Below are 24,405 nucleotides of genomic sequence, written 5' to 3' on the forward strand. Positions count from 1 at the left end.
CTCATAGCCCTTCCAAAATGGTCACGTCTTCCACCACGCCCACGTCGATGGCGGGCCTCACGATCACAGTGCGGTTCACGTCGTTGGGGCCGAGTGGCAGCACACTTTCTATCGTGCCCACCCGGATGCCTACCGGGTACACGCCGCCCAAACTGCTGGTCACCAGCACGTCGCCTACCTTCACGGGCACACTGCGCGAAAACTGCGCCCGCAAACGGTCTGGAGACACCCCCACCGCTAGGCCGCGCCCGCCCCGGTTGCCTTGCAGGGTCACACCCACGCTGCTTTCGGGGTCGACGAGGGCCACCACTGTGGCGCGGTTGCTGCTCACGCCCGTGACTTGGCCCACCAGACCGCCCGGAACAGTCACGGGCATTCGCACGCGCACGCCGTCGTCGGTGCCCCGGTTGAGGGTAATGCGGGCCAGCAGTGGACTCGGATCGACGGCCACCACCTGTGCAATGCCCAGCGCGTTGGGCGCTTGCGTGGCCGTAATCTGCATCACTTGGCGCAGGCGCGACACTTCCCGCGTCAGCAGTTCGTTGCGCTGCCGCAGCACGTCGTTTTGTTTGCGCAGACTGCCCACTTCGCCCGCCAAATTGCGCTCGTTGACCACCGTGGTATAGGCGCGGCGCAGGTTGTCGGCGGCCACCACGCCGATGCGCGTAATCGGGGCCACCGAACCCGAAATGGCAGTGGGTACGATCACCTGAAAGCGGGTGGCTACCATACTCAGCAGCAGCAGGCCGCCGTACACCAGCAGCACGGAACGCCAGCCTTTCATGCCGTGCCCGAATGTAAAAAGAACTGGCCCACACAGGTCACGCCGAAGACACCCCGACAGGTTTGGGGAGAGAGTCGGCGGAGAGGTTGACGGGATTCAGTTGGCCCCACACGGGCACGCCCGCCGCCCGCAGCAACCGCGTGACCAGCGTCAGAGGAAAGCCCACCACGTTGGAATAATCGCCCCGAATGCCCGACACCAGCGCCATGCCCACGCTCTGAATGCCGTAGCCGCCCGCCTTGTCCAGCCCTTCGCCCGTAGTGGCGTAATAGGCGATTTCTTGCGCGGTCAGGGGCCGAAACGTCACGTCAGTCCGCTCTACTTCGCAAGCTAAGCCTGCTGGCGACTGTACCGCCACGCCCGTGAGCACCTGATGCGTGCGGCCTGCCAATGCTTCCAAAAACGCCCGGTTTTCGGCAGCGTCGGCGGGCTTGCCCAACAATTGCCCGTCTACCGCCACCACCGTATCGGCGGCAATAATCACAGCATCCGGATGCAGGGCGGCTACGGCTCTGGCCTTCAGCGTCGCCAGTTCTGCTGCCAACCGCGCCGGATCGGTCTCTGGGCTGTCTTCCGGCTCGCCGCTGACGACTACCCGGAAAGTCACGCCCAAGTTGCCTAGCAGTTCGCGGCGGCGCGGGCTACCCGACGCCAGAATCACTTCAGGAAGGGTGATTTCAAGAGGGTCTGCCTCCGGAACGGTCATTTCAGTGCCCTCATTTCAGTACCCTGTGCCAGTCTTCTCGCCCGCCACCAACGCCACGCCGCCCGAGGTGCCGAGGCGAGTTGCGCCCGCTTCGATCATTTCCAGCGCGTCGGCAGGAGAGCGCACGCCGCCCGCCGCCTTGATCTGGGCGCGGCCCGCGATGACGTCGCGCATCAGGCGCACATCGGCAGGCGTGGCCCCGCCCGTGCCAAAGCCAGTGCTGGTCTTCACGAAATCTGCGCCACCTTTCACGCTGGCTTCAGTCGCGCCGCGTTTCTGGTCATCGGTCAGGTAGCAGGTTTCGATAATCACCTTCAACACCCGGTCTGGAATGGCCCGCCGCACGGCCCGCACATCGGCTTCTACGGCGTCCCAGTTGTCTTCCAGCGCCGCACCGATATGAATGACCATATCGATTTCATCGGCCCCGGCTTCGGCGCTCAAGCGGGCTTCCAGCGCCTTCTGGTCGCTGCTGACGGCTCCCAGCGGAAATCCGCAGACGGTGGCGACTTTCACGCCGCTGCCCGCCAGTTCGGAGACGGCCATGGGTACATAGACGGGGTTGATGCACACGGCGTAAAAATTGTGTTCGCGGGCCTCGGCGCACAGCGTGCGGATGTCCTCGGCGGTGGCGGTGGCTTTAAGCAAAGTATGGTCGATGTACGGAGCGAGCTTCACGCTGCCCATGTTACGCGGCAGAGGGTAAGAAAGGTAAATGACTTGGGCGGATGGGGGAGAGGGGCTTGGTTTACGGGGGCTGGGTCTAAGGGTCAAGGGTCGAAGGGTCTAAGGTGCTGGGGCGGGAACGATTGCTCGGTGGCCCTCTTACCCCGCTGTTTCACAGCGCCCCTCTCTGCTGAGCAGCTCTGCGAGTCCCGCAAAGGGCGAGGGCTAACAGCTAAAGGGTAGAGGCTTGGTTTGGCTCCCTCACCCTTGACTGGCACAGCCCGAAGGGAGGGGGGAGGGCTGGGGAGGGGGTGAATGAGCAACGCGATTGCCCTTCCCTTAGACCCTTCGACCCTCGACCCTTAGACGCCCCTCCCCCTCAGCCGAATCTTGCCAAATGCTCTACGCTACGGCCATGACCACGCCCGACGCCCCGGAAACTCCCGAAACCTCGCGCTTGCAACCCGGCGAAGCATTTCCCGCCTTCGCGCTGCCGGATGCCGATGGCAAAACGCACGCGCTGGCCGACTATGCGGGCAACTACGTGGTGCTCTACGTGTACCCCAAGGACGACACCCCCGGCTGCACCAAAGAAGCCTGCGATTTCCGCGATTCTGCGCCGCTGCGGGCGGTGGGCGCGGCCATTTTGGGCCTCAGCCGCGACGATGCGGGCAGCCACACGGCCTTTGCCGAGAAATACAGCCTGCCTTTTCCGTTGCTCAGCGATCCCGACGCCACGTTTATGAAAGAAATCGGATCGTATGGCCCCAAAACGCTGTACGGCAAAACCAGCGACGGCGTGAAGCGGCAAACCTTCGTGATCGACCCACAGGGCAAACTGGTGAAATCGTGGCTGGCCGTGAAGGTGGAAGGCCGCGCCGACGCGGTGGCTGCCGCGATTGCAGCCGATCAGGTGGGCCATGCCTGAAGCCCAACTCAGTGGGCTGGAAGCCCTGAAACGGGAAGCGGCGGTGCGGGCCGTGGCGTTGGTAGAAAGTGGTATGCGCGTGGGCCTCGGCACGGGCAGCACGGCCAAATACGCCATAGAAGAAATTGGGCGCAGGCTGGCGGCGGGCGAATTGTCAGGAATTGTGGGCGTGGCGACCAGCGAGGCGAGCGACGTGCTGGCGCGGCAAGTGGGCATTCCAGTCGAACCGCTAGACCCCCGCCCCCTCGATATCGCCATAGACGGAGCGGACGAAATCGACCCCGATCTGAACCTGATCAAAGGGCTGGGCGGCGCACTGCTGCGCGAAAAGCTGACCGAAGTGCAGGCCCGGCGGTTTATCGTCATTGCCGATCACACCAAACTCGTGTCTGGTTTGGGCGAAAAAGCCCCTGTGCCGATAGAAATTGCCCGCTTTGGTTTCCTCTCTACCATCGAGCGGTTGCGGGCGCTGGGCCTCGGCGGACGGCTGCGGCAACCCGGCGCACAGCCTTACGTCAGCGACAACGGCAACTATATTTTTGATGCCGCGCTGCCCCAGCCTTGTGATGCCCTGACGCTGGAGCGCACGCTGAAAGGCACGCTTGGCGTCATCGAAACCGGGTTCTTTTTGGGTATGGCCGAACGCGCGTTCGTGGCGGGGCTGGACGGGGTGCGGGAGGTGGTGCGGCGGGGTTGAGTTGTTGGGTGAATCCCCCAGTCAGCTCCGCTTAAAGGCGAGCGCAGAAGCAGTTGTCCTCTCCTCTAAGGGGGGCGTTGCGCCAGCAACGGGGGGTTCACACGCGACTCCACCCTCAATCCAGCCCCACCAATTGCTGCCGCAGCACCTCCGGGTCACGGGTGGGCAGATCGCAGGTGTGGCCCACGCACACATACGCCGTGCCGCCGCCCGGACGGTCTTGCAGCACAGGCAGATCGGTTCCGGCCTCGGCAAAGGCCAGCGCCGCGTAAGGCAGGGCGTGGGCGGCCACTACCCGTTCCAGTGGCGCACGTTCGGCGGGCGTGCCGATGATGGCAATCTCCAGATGCGGCGCGAGCAGGAAGGCCGCCGCCTGCCACAGCCCCCCGAATCCCCCGGTGGCGGCCAGCAAGTCGGCGTGGTGGCGCTCTACGACTCTCCGCGCAATCGTTTCGTCGGCTTCATCGCCAAAATAGCGGTGCATCCACACGGCCAGCAGCGCTCCCGCTCCGTTGTCCGACAGCACGGCGGCGTCAAAAGCCTGTGCTTGCCGCGTCAGCAGGCGTTCGGCCTTGCCCCCGGTGGAGTAGAACAGGCCCGCTTCTTCATCCCAAAACTCGCGCCGGATGATGGCCCAGAGTTCCCGCGCCCAGTGCAGGTGCGCCGTGTCCCCGCCCGCCTGAAACAGCGCCACCAGCCCCAGCGCGTATAGGGCGTGGTCTTCCATCAGGCCTTCCACGCGGGCCACGCCACCCTTGAAGGTATGCCGCAGGGTGCCGTCTGGCAGGCGCAATTCCCGGCGCACAAATTCGGCGTTCCGGCGGGCGATCTCCAAATATTGACCGTCGCCCAAAATCCGGCCTGCATCGGCAAAGGCGGCCAGTGCCAGCCCATTCCAAGAGGTCAGGCGCTTGTCGTCGGTGCCGGGTTGGGGGCGCAGTTGACGGGCGGCGTGCAGGCGGGCGCGGGCGGAATCTAGGCGGGTTCGCAACGCTTCTTCCGGCTCGCCCAAATCACGGGCCAATGCCTCCAGCGGTGTCAACACATGCAGCACGTTGCGCTTGCCCGCGTCGGGGCGGTGCGGGTCTTCAAAATTGCCTGCGTCGGTCAGGTTGTAGTAGCGCAGGATCAGGTCTGTTTCCGGCCCCTCACCCAGCACCTCCCTCACTTCCTCCGGCGTCCACGTAAACGTCAGACCTTCCACACCCTGCGTGTCGGCGTCCTGTGCGCTGTAGAAGCCGCCGTCCGGTGCAAGCATTTCCCGTTCCAGATAAGCAAGTGTGCCGCGTGCCACCCGCGCAAACTCCTCATCGCCGCTGACCCCATAGGCCCGCAGCAGGGTTCGGGTCAGTTGGGCGTTGTCGTACAGCATCTTCTCGAAATGGGGCACCAGCCAGCGTTCATCCACGCTGTAGCGGTGAAAGCCGCCGCCTAACTGGTCATGAATGCCGCCACGCCCCATCATCTTCAGGGTGTGCAGGGCCATCTCGCGCCCGCTGGTCTGGGCCAAAAGGAAATCCAGCGTCGTGGGGGCCGGAAACTTGGGAGAGCCGCCAAAGCCGCCGTGGGTGCTGTCGTAGGCCCTACGCAAATTATCCACGCCCTGCCCCAAAAAGTCGGGCGTCAATTGCCAGCCCGTTCCCTCTGCGGCACGCGGGCGGCTCGCTTCGCGGATATGGTCGCCCAAGGCCTCAGCGTTCGCCAGCATTTTCTCTCGCTGGGTGGCCCAAGCGTTGGCTACACTCGCCATGACCCGGCCAAAGCTGGGCATGCCGTAGCGGTCTTGCGGCGGAAAATACGTGCCTGCATAAAACGGCTCGGCGTCGGGCGTCAGGAATACGGTCATGGGCCAGCCGCCCTGCCCGGTCATGGCCTGAGTCGCGGCCATATACACGCCGTCTACGTCTGGGCGCTCCTCGCGGTCTACCTTCACCGCCACAAAATGGGCGTTCATGTAGGCGGCGGTGGCCTCGTCTTCAAAGCTTTCGTGCGCCATCACGTGGCACCAGTGGCAGGTGGAATAGCCGATGCTCAGCAGTACGGGCACGTCGCGTTCTCTGGCTTCGGCAAAGGCGGCGTCGCTCCACGGCTGCCAGTTCACCGGGTTGTCTGCGTGCTGAAGCAAATACGGGCTGGACTCGGCGGCGAGGCGGTTCATAAGTGCAGGGTACGTGCCCCGGCGGGCCTTTGGATAGATGAATGTTATGCAAGCGTAGACTTCCCCCCCTTGTCCGCTTCAAAAACCGTCACACTATAGGCATATGGCACCGCACGACCCGGCTCTTACACCAGAAGTCGCCCCTTTTGAAAACCCTGTCCGCGTCCGCGCGGGCTTTTCCTTAACCTTCGACGTGCCGTTTCCCACGCCCATGCTATTCGTCGTGCAGCCGCAAGACCGCCTCGATCCCACCGGAACCCGTCAGCGCATCATCGATCAGCGGGCGCTGGGCGCGGCGCAGGGCATCCACACCTACACCGATTCTCACGGCAATACGGTGTGGCGCATGCTGGCCCAGCCGGGAACCCTCACCATCGGCCACGACCTAATCGCCGAAATCACCCGTTACCCTGACCCCATTTTGCCTGCCCTGCGCAAAATGAACGTGGAAGACTTGCCCGACGACACCATCGGTTATCTGCTGCCCAGCCGCTACGTCGACAGCGATCTGGTCAGCGCGGAAGCGTGGGACAGGTTCGGTCACATTCAGGGCGGCTGGGCGCAGGTGCAGGCCATCAGCGACTTCTTGCAGGATGAATGCGTGTACGGCTACGGCAGCAACTCGTCTACCACGGCCAAGCAAGCCCTCGACAGCAAACGCGCCGTGTGCCGCGACTTCGCGCATATGGGGGTGGCCTTTGCCCGCGCCCTCAATATTCCCGCCCGCTACGTGTGCGGCTACATGCCCGACATAGACATCGTGCCCGACCCCGTGCCGATGGACTTCCACGCTTGGTTCGAGGCGTTCCTCGACGGCCAGTGGCGCACTTTCGACGCCCGCCACAACAAACCCCGTGCAGGCCGCGTGCTGATCGCGCAGGGCCGAGACGCCAGCGATGTGGCGTTCTCGACCACCTTCGGCAGCGCCCGCCTGACCCACATGAAGGTCTGGGCCGACGAAACCAGTCCTGAAACCACGCTGGACGACTTACCCCGGCCCCGAGTGTTCTGATCAACTCTACAAGTGCGGCGGCCTAATACCAAACTAAGATGATTCCAGTGCGTTGTCTGGAATCATTCGAGTAACGCGAGTACTAGAAAATACGGGATGGCGACGATGGACGAACATCCGGTGGGTTTGCGGATGTTCGGGAATCAAAGCAATCCCGTATAACTCAAGCCGCCGTGCCCATTTTGGCCCAAAAAAGGTAAGGCCGACCCCAAGTAAGGCCAGCCTTCCGTGCGCACGGGCTTCACCCGGCCCGCTGTCTATTCAGTGCGCTGATACGTTTAAGTTAACACCCTCATTGTCACAGCGGTGTCACAGCTCTATGCCGGGTCAGTAGATGTGTTTATGAAGTTCGCGTTAATGTGGGTCGGGAGTTTACTATAACTCACTGTTCAGCAAACGCTACAGCGCCCGCGTCTGAAACACCATCACCTCACTGTGCGTGTCCAGCGGGCCGCCGTGAAAACTGCCCGTCACGCGGGGCGCTTCAAATCCGGCGTAGCGCAGCAACCATTCCATTTCAAAGCGCGTGTAGTACCGCTGCGTCAGGGTGTAGTGCCGCCGGGTCAGCCGTCCGTCTGGGTGGGTGGTGTCGGCGTGGTATTCGGTGGTGATGTGCTGGCGGGGTTTGTCGTGGCGCTGCACCAAAAACACGTCGGTGCGCGAGCCGTCTGCGCCGTAAAAGGTTTCACCCTCGTGCCGCACCGTATTCATCTTGCCGAAACGGGGCAGATAGAGGTCGAACACGAACGCGCCGCCCGGTGCCAGATGCGCGTGAATGTTGTGCAGCGCGGCCAATTGTTCCCCCGGCGTGTACAGATGCATCAGGGCATTGAAGGGCGCGAGCGCCAGCCCGAAGCGTTCCTCCAGCCGGAAGGTTTGTGCGTCGGCTTGTACAAAGTTCAGGCTCAGGCCATCTGACGCCGCCCGCGCCCGCCCCCGCTCGATCATGCGTGCGCTAGGTTCAATACCCGTGACCACCACGCCTCTCCGCGCCAAAAACGCCGTGACTCGGCCCGTGCCTGCGCCGATTTCCAGCACCGGGCCGCCTGTGCGTTCGGCCACACCCGCGTAAAAGTGCAGGTCGTCGCGGTAGATGTCGTATTGGTGGTCGTAGAGGTCGGCAAAGTCGTCGTAGTTCACAGGGAATAGGGTAGGCGCTTTGGGTGGATCGTGGGCGCAAGTGCTCCGGTTTACGTGTTGTAGTGGATTACTTTCTACTCAGCACATCCCGCCATCCCCGCGCTTTTACCCCCCGCAATTCCCCCAGTGGCAGGGCTTGCCAACCTGCTTCTTGTATCTGCCGCAGCAATTCGGGTAGGGCGGGCACAGTTACGCTTGCGCCGGGGCCAGCGTCGTGCAGTACCAAGACTGCGCCGGGGTGAAGTTTGGCGAGCACTTGGGCGGGCAGGCTTTCGGGTGTGGCCCCCCGCTGCCAGTCGCCGCCTTCTACGCTCCAATGTGCGCCCGTGACCCCTGCCATGTGCTGCCCCAGCACCGTTGCCAGCGTGTACGCGCCGTGTGGAGGGCGGTGATAGCGGGCCACTTGCCCCGTGACCGCACTCACCCGGCGGGCGGCCCTCACTGGGTCAAGCAACGCCCCCCACGGCGAGCGAATCCACGCATGCACATGCCGCGCCGCGTGTGGTTCCACTTCATGCCCCTCTTGCAGCAAACGGGCGATCAGGTCAGGGTGCGCCTCGGCGTTGGCCGCAATGACGAAGAAGGTGGCCCGCACCCCCGCCGCCCGCAGAGCATCCAGTACGGCAGGCGTGGTAGCCGGGTCTGGCCCGTCGTCGAACGTCAGAGCAACAGTTTTGTCAGTCCCAAATCCCTGCCGCACAATCCCCAGATTCAGCCGCTGCACCAGCAGATAGGGCAAGCCGATGTAGACGGCCCCCACCGCCCCTAAAATCCCAACCTCCCGCCACCACAACCCACTCACCACTGACCACTCACCACTAACGGTTTTTCCATTGTTCTGCCCAACTTGCCCAATACCGCTGCTGCCACCCTGTCCGCCGCATCCGGCTTACTCACGGCCATAGCCCCGGCGCTCAGGCGGGCGCGTTCGCTGGCGTCTAGGGCGTGCAGGACAGAGCCGCGCAACTGATTCTGGTCTTTGACCCACAGGGCCGCGCCGTGCCGCACGAGGTAGTCGGCATTGTGTTCTTCCTGCCCCGGAATCGGTTCGTAAACTACCAGTGGCACCCCCAGCGTCGTAGATTCGGCCACCGTAAGGCCGCCCGCCTTGCCCACCACCAGATCGGACGCGGCCAGCAGTTGCGGAAAGCGCCGCGTAAAGCCCAGATGGTGAATGGTGGCCCCGCCCAGCCGCGTTACCCCCTGCTCCTTGGCTCCGGCCAGCACCAGCACTTGCACGCGCCGCCCCAGCCCGCCCAACTCGGTCAGCACGCGGCCCAACGCCCGGTAAGCGCCTGTGCCCCCGCCCGACAGCAAAATCAGCGGTAACTCTGGGTCTAGGCCATGTTCCTCCCTCAGCGCCGCCTGATCCGAGCCGATGAGTTGGCGGTAAATCGGCGCAATCGGAATGCCCGTGACCACCACGCTCTCCGGCGGAATCTTCCACTGGCCCATCTGTTCCCGCGCCTCATCCGTCGCCACCATCAGCAACTCGGCTTCGGGCCGCGCCCAGTGGTGATGCACGCGGTAATCGGTGACCACTAGGGCGTTCAGGAAATCTGCGCCCAGCCGCATGCGGGCAGCGTTGGCAAGGGCGGTGGGCGTGGGGTAACTGCTGACCACCACTTCGGGCCGCACCTCGCGCACATCGCGCAACATGCCGCGCCTGCCCAGCCACGTGAATACATTGGTCAGCGCCTTGGGTTCCGACTCCCGGTCTGTCCAGTCATAAAAGGCGCGGTACATGCCGGGAGCGTGCCGCAACCACCAATCGTAGATGTGCAGCGTGAACAGGCGCTCCACAGGCGTCATGTACTCGATAAAGTCGGCGTGCCGCACCTCCAGCGTCGTGCCCGCCGCCCGTAAGGCCCGGTCTATCGCGTCGTTGGCCTGATGATGCCCACTGCCAAACGAAGCAGAAACGATCAGCGCCCGCAAGGGATCAGGGGCGGGAAGCTCAGGCAGAGCAAGCTCAGGCATTCGCGCCGCCCAAAGCTATTCCCACGATCCACGATCCACACGCTGTTGACCTTCCCACTGTCCACTGACCACTCACCACTAACCGCCCCTTCATCCCCGCCTCAACAGCGCCAGTCCCAGCCCTGCAAACACCACATTCGCCAACCACACGCCCACTTCGGGCAGACCGGGCAGCAGCGGCGTCAGCGTGAGGCCCAGAAAAAACACCAAGTAGTAGCCCACCGCAATCATCAGGGCGAGGCCCAGCGACACGCCGAGGGTGCGCCCATACCGCAGCGCAAAGGGCAGGGCCACCAGCGCCAGCACCAGATTTCCGAAGGGCAGGGCCAGCTTGCGGTTCAGGTTCACGCGGGTGGTTTGTCGCTCGGACGCTTTGGCATTCTTGTCGTTCAGCACGGCCATCAGCTCATTCCAACCCTCGCCGTCTGCGCCGATCGCGTCGGCATAGGTCGCCAGCGTTTTCTTGCGGCTCAGGCCCGTATCTATCGCCAACGTGTCGGAAGGTTTGGGCGGCAGAATGACGCTGGGGAACACGGCTTGCACCGCTTCACGGAAGGCCACCGGGTCAGTCTCGGACACCTTCGACAATTGCGCCGCAGCCGCGTAATCTACGCTGTACACGCTGTAACCGCGCAGGGTCAGGCGGTTGTTTTCAAAGGTTCCGGCGTCGGCGAAAATAATCCGGCCCTGCTTGGGTGCGTCGGCTGACCACTGTTCCAGCCTAATCTGTTTCAGTTCGCGCTTGGCTCCGTCATAGCCGCCCAAAGCGAGTGTCAGATTGTTGCCCAAATCCACGGTTTTGCCCACCAGTTGCGACAATCCAGCGCCCGTCAGGACATCCCAGTACAGGCCGCGCGTCTCTATGTTGGCACGCGGGGCCACCCACAGCGACAGCCAGATGGAGAGGGCCGTGACCACTGCCGCCGTGACCCACACGGGCCGAGCCACCCGCCCCAAGCTGATGCCGCCCGACTGCACCGCCACCAATTCGCGCTCGGTTGCCAGTCGCCCGAAAGCCACCACGGTCATCAGTACTACCGCCATCGGCAATACTTTCACCAGCGTATCGGGCGTTTGGTAGCCGATCCAACGGGCAATCAGGCCAATGGGCACGCCCGTCAGCCACTGGCTGGAAATGAAGAAATAGCCGAAGCTGAGGATGGCCGTGAACAGCAGCGCACCCGCCAGCAGCGGCGGCAGCAGCTCTAGCGTGACGTAGCGGGACAGGCGGGTCATGGAGTGCCTTTGGCCCGGTGGCTGGATTGTGGATCGTGGATCGTGGTCAGCTCGCATCTCTCCACGATCCACTCTCTACAATCCACGATCCTCACCCTTTCGCCACAGCAAACAAAATCGTGGCTTCGGCGGCCAGCACGCCGTCTACCTCGGCGCGGCAGGTGGTTTTGCCCAGTCCCCGGCGCAGAAATTCCAGTTTGGCGTGTAGGTGTAGCACGTCGCCCGGAATGACTTTGCGCTTAAAGCGTGCGCCCTCGATGCCCGCGAGATAGCCGATCTGCCCCGGCTCCATCCCCTCGCGCATGCAAAACATGCTGGCCTGCGCCAAGGCTTCAATAATCAGCACCCCCGGCATCACGGGTTCGCTGGGAAAGTGCCCCGTAAAAAACGGCTCGTTGACACTCACATTTTTGACGGCATGCACCACGCCGCCCTCTGCGCTCAGCACGCGGTCAACCATCACGAAGGGGAAGCGGTGGGGCAGGATGTTGAGGATGTCTTGGATCAGCAGGGGTTCGGTCATGTGGCTCCTGTGGGGCGGAAGGCAGTCTAAGGGTCTAAGAAAAGAGCAGGGGATGCAGCGTAAGCCAAAAAGCGGGCGCAGCCATCTTATCCGGCCCGCGCCCACTCTTTCGCCTAACAATCCTTAGACCCTTAGACGCCCCCTACCAGCGCACGCTATCGGCGCAAATAGTTGTCGCTCGAAACAAGGCTGTCGCCCAGCACCGGAATCATTTCCAGCGCCATGCCTGTACCTACCGCGACGGCTTCCACGGCGTTTTCGGCCACAGCTACGGGAATCCCGGTGGTCTGGCGCAGCAGTTCATCAAAGTTACGAAGCAGGCTACCGCCGCCCGTCATCACGATGCCCCGGTCAATAATGTCGCTGACCAGTTCGGGCGGCGTAATTTCCAGCACGCGCTTTACGCAGTCCACGATTTTGGAGACGGGTTCCGACAGGGCTTCCACCACGTCATGGCTGTCCAGCGAAATGGTCTTGGGCAGACCGTTCACGAGGTCACGCCCGCGCACTTCTGCGGTCAGGCTTTCGCCGTCGTTCAGCAGCATGGCCGCGCCCACTTTCACCTTGATTTCTTCGGCGGTGCGCTCCCCGATCAGCACGTTATGCTTGCGGCGCACGTAGCGGATGATGCTTTCATCGAACTCGTTGCCCGCGATTCGCATAGACTCGCTGACGACGATGCCGCCCAGAGAAATCACGGCCACATCGGTACTGCCGCCGCCAATATCGACAACCATGCTGCCAATCGGCTCGGCAATCTTCAGGCCCGCGCCGATTGCGGCGGCCAGCGGTTCCTCGATCAGGAAGGCCCGCTTGGCATTCGAGTTCAGGGCGGCCCGCAGCACGGCGCGTTTTTCTACGTCGCTGACGTTGCTGGGCACCCCCACCATCAGTTGAGGCTTGAATCCGAACAGACGGCCCGCATTGCCCTGCACTTTTTGCAGGAACATGGTGATCATCTTTTCGGTCAGCCCTTCATCGGCAATCACGCCGTCTTTGATAGGCCGCACCGCCACGATTCCGCCCGGCGTGCGCCCGATCATGCGGTAAGCCTCCTCGCCCACCGCCTTGACCTGCTTGCTGTCGCGCGTCATGGCGATCACGCTGGGTTCTTGCAGTACCAAACCACGGGTCTTGCTGTAAATAAGGAACGTCGCCGTTCCCAGATCAATGCCAATATCTTCAGACAACCGCACGCATTTCCTCCGGTTCCCAATTGGGGAAGCCCAGCGCAGGCTTTAGATCCTGCCAGGGCGCAAACCCTGTCATGGTATCACGGGCCATGAGGAGAGCTTAAATCACGCCTCATCCAATTAAAATTGACCCAATCTCTTCATGTTCATCAGCCTGTCAGCGCGGTTTGATATACGCCCCTAACGCGGCCACCGCGCTAGTCAGGACGGCCAGCACCAGCGCCCGTGTAAATCCCGGCACATCGGCCCAGCCCAGTCCGGCGCTCATGGCACTTTCCAAGCTGCCCACCGAGCGCAACCACAGCGGCGCACCCGCACTCAGCGCCGCGAAAGCGCCCAGTGTCAGGGCGGCCAATCCAGCTCCAAGCACTAGCAGCAACAGGGTCAGAATCCACGCGACAACGCGCACTGAACCCCCTGCGATCTTGACGAACCCTTCATTCGGGGCATTCTAGTTGTGCTGGGTGGGAATGGGGTGAAAAACCCAGCATTGGTGCTGGCGGGGGCCGTCTGATGCCCTGCTCAGCCGCTACACTGGCCCGCGTGTCTTTGCCTGCCCGCGTCCGTGTGACCCGCCCGCCCTTGCCCTTGTCTCACACCCTCCGCAACGCCGTTGTTCGTATGTTCCCTGCCGCTCCAGTAAAGGAACTCACGGCTGCGGCATTGGCAATTGCGGGCGGGGCCGTCATCGGCGCTTCTTTGCGCTGGGACGGGGGAGAGGCCGAGTTTATAGAGTCGGGGTGGCGGGGGCGGGGGATTGAGGAGGAGTTGGCGCGGGTGTTGGGCGATTGAGGTTGGGGTTGCTTGCCTTGTCCCACGATTTGCCCCACCCCCCAGCCCCCTACCCCACCGGGTAGGGGGAGCGAAGCGCTCCGTTCGGGAGGATTGATCTTGTCGCGTTTTGAGTCGGCCCAATCCCTCACTTGAACCGGAATCGCCAGTTCATTCCGAAATGGAATTGGCCCGCGCGTTGCACGCACGACGGCCTCACATGGATGTGGCGGGAACGCTGTGTGTTTGTTCTAGCCCTCTCCCCTTGCGGGGGAGGGCGCTGCATAGCAGCGGGAGGGGGAAATGAGCGCCAGCGATTGCCTTTCGCCCTTCCTTAGACCCTCAGACCCTAGACCCTCAGACAACGCCTCCTCAGACCACCCACTCCAACCGCCCCATTCCCCTCACTGTCTGCCTAACGCCCGTTTGGTAGCCTAGCCCCATGACCGCCACCCTAGCCGCCCCCGGCATGTCGTTTGCCCTCTCCGACGAGCAGCGCATGATCGTTCAGCACGTGCGCGAATATTGCCGCGCCGAGATTGCGCCCAAAGCCGCCGCGTTTGACCGGAGCGGCGACTACCCGCACGAGCAGTTGCGCGGGTTGGCCGACATGGGCCTGATGGGGGCCACCGTGCCCGAAGAATGGGGCGGCGCGGGGCTAGACAGCGTAACCTATGCGCTGTGCCTAGAGGAAATCGCGGCGGCGGATGCGAGTGTGGCCGTGATCGTGAGTGTGCAGAACGGCTTGCCCGAACAGATGATCTTGCGCTACGGAACCGACGCCCAGCGCGAGCAATATTTGCGCCCACTCGCCACCGGGCAGCACATCGGCGCGTTTTGCCTGACCGAACCCGGCGCGGGCAGCGACGCCGCCAGCCTGAGACTGAAGGCCGAAGCCGATGCTGACGGTTGGATTCTGAACGGCAGCAAGGCGTGGATTACCAGCGGCGGGCAGGCCCACACCTACCTCGTGATGGCCCGCACAGGCGGAGCGGGCGCACGCGGCGTCAGCTGCTTCGTGGTGCCGCACGACGCCCCCGGCCTCAGCTTCGGCAAGCCCGAAGAAAAGCTGGGTCTGCACGCTGCCCATACCACCACCGTCAATTTTGATGGCGTGCGCGTGGGCACAGATCAACTGGTTGGCGACGAGGGCCAAGGCCTGATTATCGCGCTGGCGAGTCTGGATGCGGGGCGCATCGGCATTGCTATGCAGGCACTCGGCATTGCCCGCAGTGCGCTGGAACATGCCGCCCGCTACGCCCTAGAGCGCGAGCAGTTCGGCAAACGCATCAGCGAATTTGAAGGCGTGTCGTTCAAGATCGCGCAGATGGCCGCCCACACCGAGGCCGCCCGGATGATGGCCCTCAAAGCCGCGTGGCTGAAGGACGCGGGCCAGCCCTACGGCAAAGAGGCCAGCATTGCCAAGCTCCTTGCCAGTGACGCCGCCGTGAACTGTAGCCGCGACGCCATCCAGATTTTCGGCGGCAACGGCTACAGCCGCGATTACCCCGTAGAGAGGTTGTACCGCGACGCCAAAGTTACCGAGATTTATGAAGGCACGAGCGAAATTCAGCAGTTGGTGATCAGTCGGGCCGTGTTTAAGGAATTGGGTGGGTGAGGGTCAGAATTGAAAATTAAAAGATAGTCGGTCAGAATGAGGCATGGGTATAAGAGTTGGATTCTATTTAGGCTCAGAAGACGGGATGCTTGGACACTTCTTGGGCGCACCTCTTGCTGCATTCCACGATTGGTATATATCTGTATCCGAAGAGTTCCCCAATGACTTCAACCCCGACGCCATAGAGCTTCTAAAAAGTGTGTTGGATAAAGGTTCTGCTGTTTTGGAGCATCCAGCTAACGCCAAAGCCACCGATGCTCTCCTCACCGACTTTTATCTGACGTTTGTCTCTGATCAGAAAGAGGATTCAGCCTACCCGTTTGAGTACGCTCATGAGTCTTGGGTTAATATCAGATTTTATAGAGATGCCATTACCGCTAGAGAAGAGCGCCTACCACTTTCGGTCATTCGCCTCTTAGAATATATTTTTACGGGTAGACCAATCTTAAGGTCGCGTGATCACCAGCCTTTCTACTCAGAAGATGGTGGCGTTAGGCTGGCTTTTTGGACTTATAAAGAGGTAGCTACGATTGCGCGAGAACTTCTAGGTGCAGAGTTTACGGAAGAGGAAGCTCTGTTTCGTAATATCTCTGGGGCTGTCAACCACGCTCTACAAAAGCAAACAGGAATCATCATTCTTGTTGCATGAATGAAGCCGCCCACCCTTCGGCAGACGGCCCATCTCCTTAGACCCTAGACTTTTAGACCCTTAGACCTGCTTCAGTCCGTGTAAGCCCCAACCGCCGCGCTACTCACCAGTTTCGCGTATTTCGCCAGCACGCCGCGCTTATAACGTGGTTCCGGCTGCACCCACGCGGCCCGGCGGCGCTCAATTTCTGCGTCGTCTACATGCAACGTCAACTCGCAGGTTTCGGCGTTCAGTTCAATTGTGTCGCCCTCATGCACCAGCGCGATGGGGCCGCCCACAAAGGCTTCCGGCGCGACGTGACCCACCACCAGCCCAAAGGTGCCGCCCGAAAAGCGCCCGTCGGTAATCAGGCCCACGCTGTCGCCGAGGCCCTTGCCGATGATGGCACTGGTAGGCGAGAGCATTTCGCGCATGCCGGGGCCACCTTTGGGGCCTTCGTAACGGATGACCAGCACGTCGCCGGGGTTGATCTGATCGGCCATGATCGCCGCCATGCTCTCCTCTTCACTCTCGAAGATGCGGGCAGGGCCAGTAATTTTGATGCTTTTCAGGCCCGAAATCTTGGCGACGCTGCCTTCTGGGGCGAGGTTGCCGCGCAGAATGGCGAGGTGGCCCTGCGCGTACAGCGGCTGATCGTAAGGGCGAATCACGTCCTGCCCGGCGTTGGGTTCTTCCGGCTCGCTTTCCAAGTTCTCGGCAATGGTTTTGCCGGTCACCGTCAGGCAGTCGCCGTGCAGCAGGCCCTCTTTCAGCAGCATCTTCATTACGCGGGGAATGCCGCCTACATCGTGCAGGTCAGTCGCCACATATTGGCCGCTGGGTTTCAGGTCACAGAAGACCGGGGTGGCCTCGCGGATGCGTTCGAAGTCGGCCAGATCAAGGTCTATGTCGCAGGCGTGGGCAATCGCCATCAGGTGCAGCACGGCGTTGGTGCTTCCGCCTACTGCCATAATCACGGTAATCGCGTTCTCGAAGGCCTTCTTGGTCAGAATGTCTTTGGGCCGGATGTCTGCTTCGATCAGTTTCAGCAGGGCGCGGGCGCTGTCGGCGCTGCTCACGGCTTTTTCGGCGTCCACGGCGCTCATGGTGGAGGAAAACGGCAGGCTCATGCCCATCGCTTCGAAGGCGCTGCTCATGGTGTTGGCGGTGTACATGCCGCCGCAGGAGCCGTTGCCGGGGCAAGCGCGTTTTTCGATTTCATTGAAGTCTTCGCGGCTCATTTTGCCCGCGCCCAGTGCGCCCACCGCCTCGAACACGCTGACGATGGTCAGGTCTTTGCCGTTGTAATGGCCGGGCTTGATGGTGCCGCCATACACGAAAATAGCCGGAATATTCAGCCGCGCAATGCCGATCATGGCTCCGGGCATGTTCTTGTCGCAGCCGCCCACCACGATCACGCCGTCATGACTCTGGCCCCGGCTCACCGTTTCGATGGAATCGGCGATCACTTCACGGCTGACCAGACTGCACTTCATGCCCTCGGTGCCCATGCTGATGCCGTCCGACACGGTAATGGTGCCGTACACCTGTGGCATCCCGCCGCCCTCGGTGATGGCCCCGGTGATGTGGCCCGCCAGTTCGCCCAGCCCGTTGTTGCAGGGCGTGATGTTGCTCTGCGCGTGCGCCACGCCAATAATCGGCTTCTCAAAATCGCCGTCTTGAAAGCCCACCGCCCGCAACATGGCCCGGTTGGGGGCGCGGGCGTCGCCCTGCGTGACCTGATGGCTGTTCCAGTTCAGTTTGCGTTTGCTGGTGGTGTCGGTCATGCGCTACAGCATAGGCCCGCGCAGGCGGCAGGGGAGGCGTGTGGGTCAGACAGGGGCGGAGGGGTTGGAAGGTGAACCCCCCCGTTGCTACGCAACGCCCCCCCTTAGAGGTGGGGACAACAGCTGTTGCGCTCCCCTCAAGGGGGGCTGGCTGCGAAGCAGACTGGGGGGTTCACCCGCAATCTTTACTTAAAAACCCCCTACTTCAAACTGCTCACATACGTTGCCAACGCCGTCAATTCCTCATCCGTCAGCCCCTGCGCGGCGGCGTGCATGGCCTGCGGGCTGGGGTGGGCATACGGCACGACTTCGCGGTATTCGGCCAGTTTCCCTTCGGCATAGGCGGGGGCAAGGTTGACTATGCCGGGCATCACCAGTGCGTCATTCCCGCGCCCATCGGCTCCGTGGCACACTGCACAGGCGATCAGCTTACGGGCCGGGTCACCCTTGGCATAAAGAGTTGCGCCCTGTGCCCGCACCGCTGCGTCAGTATTCGGCCACGCCGGGCCGGGAGCGAGCGTGGCAAAGTGGGCCGCGATGTCGGCCATATCCTGATCGCTCAGGCGTCCGGCGATGTTTTGCATGGTGGGATCAGGCAACAGTTTGGCTTTAAAAGCCACCAATTGTTGCCGCGTAAAGCTCGCCACCTGTCCAGCCAACGCGGGCACCGCTTCGTCTTTGCTGACCCCACCCACGCCGTGACAGCCCGCGCAGTTGGCGCTTATCTGTGCGCCCCGCGCTGCATTGGGGGTTGTAAATTTCAACACGGGCAAAGTCACTGTGGCTACAGGAGCCGTCTGAAGTGCGGCGGCCACGATAGGGGAAGCCAGCAGCACAGGCGCGAGCCAGAGCAGAGCCGAACGAAAACGGGTGGGCATAGGCAAACCTCCGGGGCTGGGTGAGGGGAGCAGTGGTGTCAAGGGTTGCAGGAAACTGTAATCAGCATACCTGTTCTGTTGCCCCACACAACGCAAATCCTCCCGCGTCCCGTCTCTAGCACTGCCTCCCTAGTCCAGTTGCCACACATGCGCCTTCAGATGCCGTGCTTGCGGGTAATCCTCGCCCAGTTGCAGGCGCACATCCAGCCGCCCCCGCCGCGCAGCTTCGGGCAGGCCAATTTCCATCATGCGATCAAAGGCCACCGGAGACACGCCCGCATGGTTCAGCATCGCCAGCAGTTGCCCACCGGGAGCCGTGACTTTGGCGGCCAGCGTGGCAAGGCGGGCGTAATCGCGTTCGGCCCGCCACACGCCCGACTTTTTGCGGGCAAAACTGGGGGGGTCAAGAATCACCAGATCGAACAGTTGGCCGCGCCGCCGGAAGTGTTCCAGCCACTCGAACACGTCGCCGGAAATGAAGTCGGTTCGGGGCGCATCCAGCCCGCTGAGGCCGTAATTTTCCTGTCCCCAGTCCAGCACCTTGCGCGACTGATCCACATTTTTGACGTTGCTCGCGCCGCCCAACAGGGCATTCACGCCGAAGCCGCAGGTATACGAAAAGGTATTCAGCACCCGCCCCTCTTGGTGTGTGGCGTGTTCGCGTACCCACTGCCGGGCGCGGCGGGAATCGGCAAAGAGGCCCACGCTCAGGTCTGCACCGGGCCGAATCAAGAATGGCACGCCTTCCTCCAGCACAGTCACTTCGGGCCGCGCCTCGCCCCACACGGGATCGGGCGGCGAGAGCAGGTCACGCGCAACGTTGGCCGCATGCCGCGCTTCCACAGGCCGCCGCTTCAGGTACACGCCCGCCAGTTGCCCCGCCTGCGCACAGGCTTCGGCCAGGCGTTGTTCATCGGCGGGCCACAAGTCGGCATACAGGCTCAGAATGCCCGCGTCACCTGCCAGATCTACGCAAAACAGCCCGCCCGTTTCGGTGGTATGCACCGCCCGATAAAACGTGGTGCCAGAAGCCGGAAGATGCGCCCGAGCCGCCCAAGCGTCGGCCAACAGCTGTTCTAAATTGGCTGGAAGAGTAGAAACTTCACCCGTCATGCTGCCCGCCTTTCCCACTGACTCCTCACCACTGACCACCTACGGTTTTTTACGGCCTGCCCCCCAGAATCCACCACACTGCCGCCGTCGCCACCGCCGTAATGACCCAAAACCGCAGCGTGACGTGTGTTTCGGGCCAGCCGCTCAGCTCAAAATGGTGCTGAATAGGACTCATTCGGAACACGCGCTTGCCCCGCGTTTTGAACGATACGACTTGAATAACCACGCTCAGCACGGCCACGACGGGAATGATGGCGGCCAGCGGCAGCAGCCAGACATCGGCATAGAGGATGTACGCGCCCGCCGCGATAGCGCCGATGGCGTGGCTGCCCATGTCGCCCATGAACACGCGGGCCGGGTGTGCGTTGAACCACAAGAAGCCCAGCAGCACGGCCACCAGCAGCGCCGACACAGGCGACACCGCCAGCAACGGCAGCAGCACGATGATCGCCACGCCGCCCAGCAAGCCGTCCAGCCCATCGGTAAAGTTGAAGGCGTTGACCGAACCCACCATGACCAGTGTGAGCAAAACAATGTCGCCCGCCGTGCCGAACGAGGGCACGAGTTCATGGCTGGCAAGCGGCGCGGCAAAGTAGGCGAAGATCAGGCCCACCAGAATTTGCAGCGGAAACTTTTCGCGGGCCAGCAGTTCCTTTTTGCCGCTGCCCCGCATCCGCGATACCACTTTCAGAAAATCGTCCAGCCCGCCGATGATGCCCATGCCGAGGGCCACCCCCATCAGCAGCAATTCCCGCGAGTCGCCCGCCCGCCCGGTGAGGTACAGCGGAAAAAACACGATTGCTAGCGCCAGCACGAAGGCCACGCCGCCTGCCGTGGGCGTGCCTTCCTTCACCAAATGGGTTTGCGGCCCGTCTTTGCGAACCGGCTGCCCCCAGCCCCGCGCTTTGCTGACCCGAATAAACAGACCCACCAAAAACCAAGACAGGAACGCCGCGAGGATCATCATGGGCGCACCTGTTTTGGGCGGTGGGCAGGCGGGCAACTGCGGGGCAATTGGGGTGGCAAGAAAGTGGGCAGCATCTCAACCGGGGAGAGTACCACGCGCCGGACTGGGCTGGGTCGGGGGTGAAGGTGATTCGGGTTGTGAGGAGATTAAAGCCGCGTGTAAACCCCCCAGTCTGCTTCGCAGCCAGCCCCCCTCAAGGGGAGCGCAACAGCTGTTGTCCTCCCCTCTAAGGGGGGGCGTTGCGTCAGCAACGGGGGGGGTTGTTCTGCCGAGGATTCCAAGTATTGTCAGAAACCTACGGGTTGGAACCGAGTCCTCACAGCATCCAGACAAGAGAAAAGCCGGAGCATTAAGCCCCAGCTTCTTCCGTTTGGCGCGTGGTTTTCCTCCACTCCACAGACCACGTCCTACTCTCTATCTCATCGGCCTTACTTAAGCTGTGCAATCACCGCTTGAGTAAATTCTTCCGTGCCTGCCGTGCCGCCCAAATCGCGGGTGCGCGGGCCTTCGGTCAGCACGGTGTTCACGGCGTTGTCTATTTTGGTTGCCAGTTCGGTTGCGCCGATGTGGTTCAGCATCAGTACGGCGGCCAGAATGCTGGCGGTAGGATTGCTGATTCCCTGTCCGGCGATGTCGGGGGCGCTGCCGTGAACCGACTCGAAGATGCCGAACTTGTCGCCCACGTTGCCGCTGGCCGCGATGCCCAGCCCGCCCACCAGTCCGGCGGCGAGGTCAGACAGGATGTCACCGAACATGTTGGTCATGACCAGCACGTCGAATTGGCGGGGATTGCGGACAAGCTGCATGGCGGCGTTGTCCACGATCATGGTGCTGGTGTTCAGGCCTTCTACGGTCTTGGTGTGATCCAGAATCGTGTTTAGAAACAGGCCCTGCGTCACGGGTAACACGTTCGCCTTGTGCACGACGGTCAGGCGCTTGTCACGCTTCATGGCAAGGTCGGCAGCAAATTTGCCGATGCGCTCGCTGGCGTCTTTGGTGATCACGGTGTCGGCAATGGCCGTGTCGCCGTAGCGCCGCTCCTGCTCCACGTATAAGCCCTGCGTGTTCTCGCGCACGATGACCAAATCTACGTTTTCGTAGGCTCCGGGCACAGGACGGGTGCGTGTGGGACGCACATTGGCATACAGGCCGTACTTCTGGCGCAGGTGGCGAATGGCCCCGGTGAACCCGGCAGGCTTGATGCCGCTGGGGCTGGTGGCCGCGCCGAACAGGGTCGCGTCGGTGTTTTCTACCGCGTCGTAGGTGGCCTGCGGCACGCTGGTGCCGTGATCCAAGAAGTACTCGTAACCGGCTTCCGCGATTACGTACTCTGCGTCGAACCCGGCAGCGTCCAGAACGCGGCGGGTGGCGGGAATGACCTCGTGACCGATGCCGTCTCCCTCAATTAAACAAATACGGTACTTCGCCATAAGGTCAGTCTAGAGGACGGGCGGGGCAATTGTAAGAATGGAAGCGTTACCGGGGGCGTGACTGGGGTTGGTCTGGGGTCGAAGGGTCTGAGTCAAGACAATCGCTTCGCGCACTTCTCCTCACCCCGCTGCAACCCAAGCGCCCCTCTCTGCTCCGCAACCCTACGAGTCCCGCAAGAGACGAGGGCTCACAGCCAAGGGCAAGAATCTGGGCTGTTGCTCCTCCACCTTGAGGGGGGAGGCTGGGACTCGTAGAGCTGCGAAGCAGAGGGGGTGAGTGAGCGCCAGCGATTGCCTCCCCCCAACCCATCCTCAGCCTACGACCTGCCCCGCCAACTCCCGCGCCCGCAGTGGCCCCAGCAAAAAGCCCTTGCTGCCCAGTCCGGTCAGTTGCCACCAGCCCTGCTGCGTTTGGCCCACCCTCAGACCCGACAACCGCGAGCCGCTCCAGCGCCCGGTGACTTGCACGCCGCTCATGTCGGCCAGTGCGTCACCCTTTTTCAGCAGCCAGTCTAGCGATCCCAGCGGCAGCGGGCCAGCATTAAAAGTGAGCGAGGGTTCCTCAAAAGTCGCGCCTAGCACACCACCCAGTGCTTTTCCAGAGGGGGCAGCAGGGGAGAGGTAAGCGCCGAAGCTGATGGGCAGCGGAGACACAGGCCGCGAGAGCAGCAGCATGGTTCCGGCGCGGTGGGTAGCAGGGTGGCCCGCCCAGCTTGCGCCAACAGAGCCGCCGCACCACACCACCGCTTTTCCTTCCAGCCGTGTACCGCCGTGTAACTCTACCGATGTCGCGTCCCACTTGCGTGCCTGTCCCAGCACCACCCGCGCCCCCGACGCCGCCAAGAGTGCCCGCGTGAAGGCCGCGCCGTCCAGCCAACCACCTTCCGGCAGATGTAAAATGGCGTCCCAGCCGGGGCTGAGCGGCACAGGCGATTCAGCCGGAGTGAGCCAAGTGTGGGCAAGTTCGGCGGGTAAGCGTTTTTCAAAGCGGGCGCGGGTGCGGGCATCGGGCACAGGCCGCAACACGCCAGTCTTACCGTGTGGCACGTCGTATCCGCCACCAACTAGGGTCTGAACCAACTCCCAAGTCAGCGCCATGCCTTCCACCGCTCCAGCGTCTACCGCGCCCGATTGCCCGCGCACTGGGTTCAACAAGGCCGCCGGAACCGTGCTGGCCGCGTGAAGGCCTGCATCCAGCACCGTCACAGTTGCCCCTGCCAGTGCCAGAAAATAGGCCACCGACGCGCCTGCTACGCCCGCTCCGATCACCAAAACGTCGGTCAGTTTGCCACTCCACTCGGCAGTTTTTCCCCCACCTGCACGGCATCTGGCAGCATGTTTTCGGCAGGGGGCAGCGGGCAAGTCCAGCCGTCGCCATACGCGCAGTACGGGTGATAAGCCATATTAAAATCCAGATGCACCAGCGTTTCGTCGCTGTCGGGGGCTTGGGCCAGCGGGGCATCCAAATACCGCCCCGCGCCGTAGGTTTCCCCCGTGCGCGAGGTGGCGTCGCGGAAGGGCACGAACACCCGTACGGGTTTCTCCTCACCCAGCGGCGCAAACAGCGACAGCGTATGCGGGCCGGACGGCAATTCCACCGTCGCAACCCCAAACCGTGCCATCGTCCGGGTTTCGCCTGTATTCGTGCCCAGTGTCATCTCGGCCAAGTCGCCGGGTTGCACGGGCATCGTGAAGACCCACGCCGGATCGGGCGCGTAGTAGCTGAGGCCCCGGAAGTCGGCCAAGGCTGCGGCTCCAATCGGCCCGCGTCCCGCCGCAAAGTGCTCGTCTTTGCGCCGCCGGAACTCGGCAACGGCTTCGGCGTGCGCTTGGCTCACCAATCCACCTTCATCGTCTGGCCCGCGTATTCCACCACGTCGCCGCGCCGCAGCTTCTTGCGTCGGCGCGTCTCTACCTCGCCGTTCAGTAGCACTTCGCCGCCCTGGACGCGAAATTTAGCCTCACCGCCCGTTTGCACCACGCCCTGAAGTTTGAGAAAGTCTTGCAGATCAATCGTGTCTGTAGGTTGGTCGTTGCGCCCGGTCATGGGGGCAGGGTAGCAGGCCGGGGCGGGTGGAGTGTGGGGCGGGTTCACCGCAGAACTGCCCCTCTACTTCGCAGCTCTGCGAGTCCGACAAGGGGCGAGGGCAAGAACTTTGAGTCGGGTTGGAATCTTTTCTTAGACCCTTG

General features: G+C 62.6%; 25 protein-coding genes. 6 read left to right on the forward strand and 19 right to left on the reverse strand.

The features are described from left to right. Window position 1 precedes the first annotated feature (1 nt). Genes mreC through deoC form a run of 3 tightly spaced genes read right to left on the reverse strand, consistent with a single transcriptional unit; the run spans window position 2 to window position 2,177 of the window. Window positions 2-784: a rod shape-determining protein MreC gene (gene mreC, locus SU48_RS06630; RefSeq protein WP_064014565.1), complete on the reverse strand. Its 783-nt coding sequence runs from the start codon at window positions 782-784 to the stop codon at window positions 2-4. 37 nt (window positions 785-821) lie between these two features. Continuing rightward, window positions 822-1,490 carry a Maf family nucleotide pyrophosphatase gene (locus SU48_RS06635; RefSeq protein WP_064014566.1) on the reverse strand — a complete coding sequence of 223 codons (669 nt, stop codon included), beginning with the start codon at window positions 1,488-1,490 and terminating at the stop codon, window positions 822-824. 15 nt (window positions 1,491-1,505) lie between these two features. Beyond that, the gene (deoC, locus tag SU48_RS06640) at window positions 1,506-2,177 is read right to left on the reverse strand and encodes a deoxyribose-phosphate aldolase (RefSeq protein WP_064014567.1); all 672 of its coding nucleotides are present in this window, start codon (window positions 2,175-2,177) and stop codon (window positions 1,506-1,508) included. 394 nt (window positions 2,178-2,571) lie between these two features. Between deoC and SU48_RS06645 the strand changes: the two genes are divergently transcribed. Together SU48_RS06645 and rpiA are read left to right on the forward strand one after the other, a co-directional pair. Continuing rightward, window positions 2,572-3,084: a peroxiredoxin gene (locus SU48_RS06645; protein WP_064015895.1), complete on the forward strand. Its 513-nt coding sequence runs from the start codon at window positions 2,572-2,574 to the stop codon at window positions 3,082-3,084. Next, complete coding sequence (gene rpiA / locus SU48_RS06650; protein WP_064014568.1) at window positions 3,077-3,781, forward strand: ribose 5-phosphate isomerase A; 705 nt, start codon at window positions 3,077-3,079, stop codon at window positions 3,779-3,781. Before SU48_RS06645 ends, rpiA begins: the two co-directional genes overlap by 8 nt. 115 nt (window positions 3,782-3,896) lie before the next feature. Here rpiA and SU48_RS06655 read toward each other — a convergent pair whose 3' ends face one another. Then, window positions 3,897-5,939 (reverse strand): thioredoxin domain-containing protein, encoded by a 2,043-nt coding sequence (locus SU48_RS06655; protein WP_064014569.1) that lies wholly within the window; start codon window positions 5,937-5,939, stop codon window positions 3,897-3,899. A gap of 103 nt (window positions 5,940-6,042) precedes the next feature. Here SU48_RS06655 and SU48_RS06660 point away from each other — a divergent pair, with 103 nt between their 5' ends. Continuing rightward, the gene (locus SU48_RS06660) at window positions 6,043-6,951 is read left to right on the forward strand and encodes a transglutaminase-like domain-containing protein (protein WP_064014570.1); all 909 of its coding nucleotides are present in this window, start codon (window positions 6,043-6,045) and stop codon (window positions 6,949-6,951) included. Between the two features lie 399 nt (window positions 6,952-7,350). Here SU48_RS06660 and SU48_RS06665 read toward each other — a convergent pair whose 3' ends face one another. The 7 genes from SU48_RS06665 to SU48_RS06695 all read right to left on the reverse strand — a co-directional run bounded on the left by SU48_RS06665 (window position 7,351) and on the right by SU48_RS06695 (window position 13,432). Next, window positions 7,351-8,091, reverse strand: a complete 741-nt coding sequence (locus tag SU48_RS06665; RefSeq protein WP_064014571.1) for a class I SAM-dependent methyltransferase — start codon at window positions 8,089-8,091, stop codon at window positions 7,351-7,353. Between the two features lie 67 nt (window positions 8,092-8,158). Next, window positions 8,159-8,851: a polysaccharide deacetylase family protein gene (locus SU48_RS06670; RefSeq protein ID WP_331710205.1), complete on the reverse strand. Its 693-nt coding sequence runs from the start codon at window positions 8,849-8,851 to the stop codon at window positions 8,159-8,161. 38 nt (window positions 8,852-8,889) lie between these two features. Beyond that, complete coding sequence (locus SU48_RS06675; protein ID WP_064014573.1) at window positions 8,890-10,071, reverse strand: MGDG synthase family glycosyltransferase; 1,182 nt, start codon at window positions 10,069-10,071, stop codon at window positions 8,890-8,892. Window positions 10,072-10,161: 90 nt separating this feature from the next. Continuing rightward, window positions 10,162-11,307 (reverse strand): LptF/LptG family permease, encoded by a 1,146-nt coding sequence (locus SU48_RS06680; RefSeq protein WP_064014574.1) that lies wholly within the window; start codon window positions 11,305-11,307, stop codon window positions 10,162-10,164. Window positions 11,308-11,398: 91 nt separating this feature from the next. Further along, window positions 11,399-11,830, reverse strand: a complete 432-nt coding sequence (gene fabZ / locus SU48_RS06685; RefSeq protein ID WP_064014575.1) for a 3-hydroxyacyl-ACP dehydratase FabZ — start codon at window positions 11,828-11,830, stop codon at window positions 11,399-11,401. Between the two features lie 155 nt (window positions 11,831-11,985). Further along, entirely contained in the window at window positions 11,986-13,026 is a 1,041-nt protein-coding gene (gene mreB, locus SU48_RS06690; protein WP_019010543.1) for a rod shape-determining protein, read from the reverse strand. A gap of 154 nt (window positions 13,027-13,180) precedes the next feature. Then, window positions 13,181-13,432, reverse strand: a complete 252-nt coding sequence (locus SU48_RS06695) for a hypothetical protein (protein WP_064014576.1) — start codon at window positions 13,430-13,432, stop codon at window positions 13,181-13,183. 134 nt (window positions 13,433-13,566) lie between these two features. On the opposite strand from SU48_RS06695, the gene SU48_RS06700 reads away from it, so the two are divergent. From SU48_RS06700 to SU48_RS06710, 3 genes are all read left to right on the forward strand, one after another. After that, window positions 13,567-13,815, forward strand: a complete 249-nt coding sequence (locus SU48_RS06700; RefSeq protein ID WP_064014577.1) for a hypothetical protein — start codon at window positions 13,567-13,569, stop codon at window positions 13,813-13,815. Between the two features lie 421 nt (window positions 13,816-14,236). Then, window positions 14,237-15,412 (forward strand): acyl-CoA dehydrogenase, encoded by a 1,176-nt coding sequence (locus tag SU48_RS06705; protein ID WP_064014578.1) that lies wholly within the window; start codon window positions 14,237-14,239, stop codon window positions 15,410-15,412. 43 nt (window positions 15,413-15,455) lie between these two features. Next, window positions 15,456-16,061: a hypothetical protein gene (locus SU48_RS06710; RefSeq protein WP_064014579.1), complete on the forward strand. Its 606-nt coding sequence runs from the start codon at window positions 15,456-15,458 to the stop codon at window positions 16,059-16,061. Between the two features lie 71 nt (window positions 16,062-16,132). Here SU48_RS06710 and ilvD read toward each other — a convergent pair whose 3' ends face one another. The 8 genes from ilvD to SU48_RS06750 form a co-directional block, all read right to left on the reverse strand. Next, entirely contained in the window at window positions 16,133-17,827 is a 1,695-nt protein-coding gene (gene ilvD / locus SU48_RS06715) for a dihydroxy-acid dehydratase (RefSeq protein ID WP_064014580.1), read from the reverse strand. 200 nt (window positions 17,828-18,027) lie between these two features. Further along, complete coding sequence (locus tag SU48_RS06720) at window positions 18,028-18,705, reverse strand: c-type cytochrome (RefSeq protein ID WP_064014581.1); 678 nt, start codon at window positions 18,703-18,705, stop codon at window positions 18,028-18,030. Window positions 18,706-18,834: 129 nt separating this feature from the next. Then, on the reverse strand, window positions 18,835-19,818 hold the full coding sequence (locus SU48_RS06725; protein WP_064014582.1) for a class I SAM-dependent rRNA methyltransferase: 984 nt from the start codon (window positions 19,816-19,818) through the stop codon (window positions 18,835-18,837). Between the two features lie 49 nt (window positions 19,819-19,867). Beyond that, on the reverse strand, window positions 19,868-20,785 hold the full coding sequence (locus SU48_RS06730; RefSeq protein WP_064014583.1) for a phospho-N-acetylmuramoyl-pentapeptide-transferase: 918 nt from the start codon (window positions 20,783-20,785) through the stop codon (window positions 19,868-19,870). Window positions 20,786-21,213: 428 nt separating this feature from the next. Next, on the reverse strand, window positions 21,214-22,215 hold the full coding sequence (locus tag SU48_RS06735; RefSeq protein ID WP_064014584.1) for an isocitrate/isopropylmalate dehydrogenase family protein: 1,002 nt from the start codon (window positions 22,213-22,215) through the stop codon (window positions 21,214-21,216). Between the two features lie 312 nt (window positions 22,216-22,527). Beyond that, a complete protein-coding gene (locus SU48_RS06740) occupies window positions 22,528-23,484 on the reverse strand; it encodes an NAD(P)/FAD-dependent oxidoreductase (protein ID WP_082869829.1) in 957 nt (318 codons plus the stop codon). An 11-nt stretch (window positions 23,485-23,495) separates the two neighbouring features. Beyond that, window positions 23,496-24,056, reverse strand: a complete 561-nt coding sequence (locus SU48_RS06745; protein ID WP_064014585.1) for a DUF1684 domain-containing protein — start codon at window positions 24,054-24,056, stop codon at window positions 23,496-23,498. Further along, the gene (locus tag SU48_RS06750) at window positions 24,050-24,262 is read right to left on the reverse strand and encodes an RNA-binding S4 domain-containing protein (RefSeq protein ID WP_064014586.1); all 213 of its coding nucleotides are present in this window, start codon (window positions 24,260-24,262) and stop codon (window positions 24,050-24,052) included. The genes SU48_RS06745 and SU48_RS06750 overlap by 7 nt, the downstream gene beginning before the upstream one ends. Window positions 24,263-24,405 lie beyond the last annotated feature (143 nt).

Origin of the sequence: Deinococcus puniceus (genome assembly GCF_001644565.1) — a bacterium.
Lineage (GTDB): Bacteria > Deinococcota > Deinococci > Deinococcales > Deinococcaceae > Deinococcus > Deinococcus puniceus.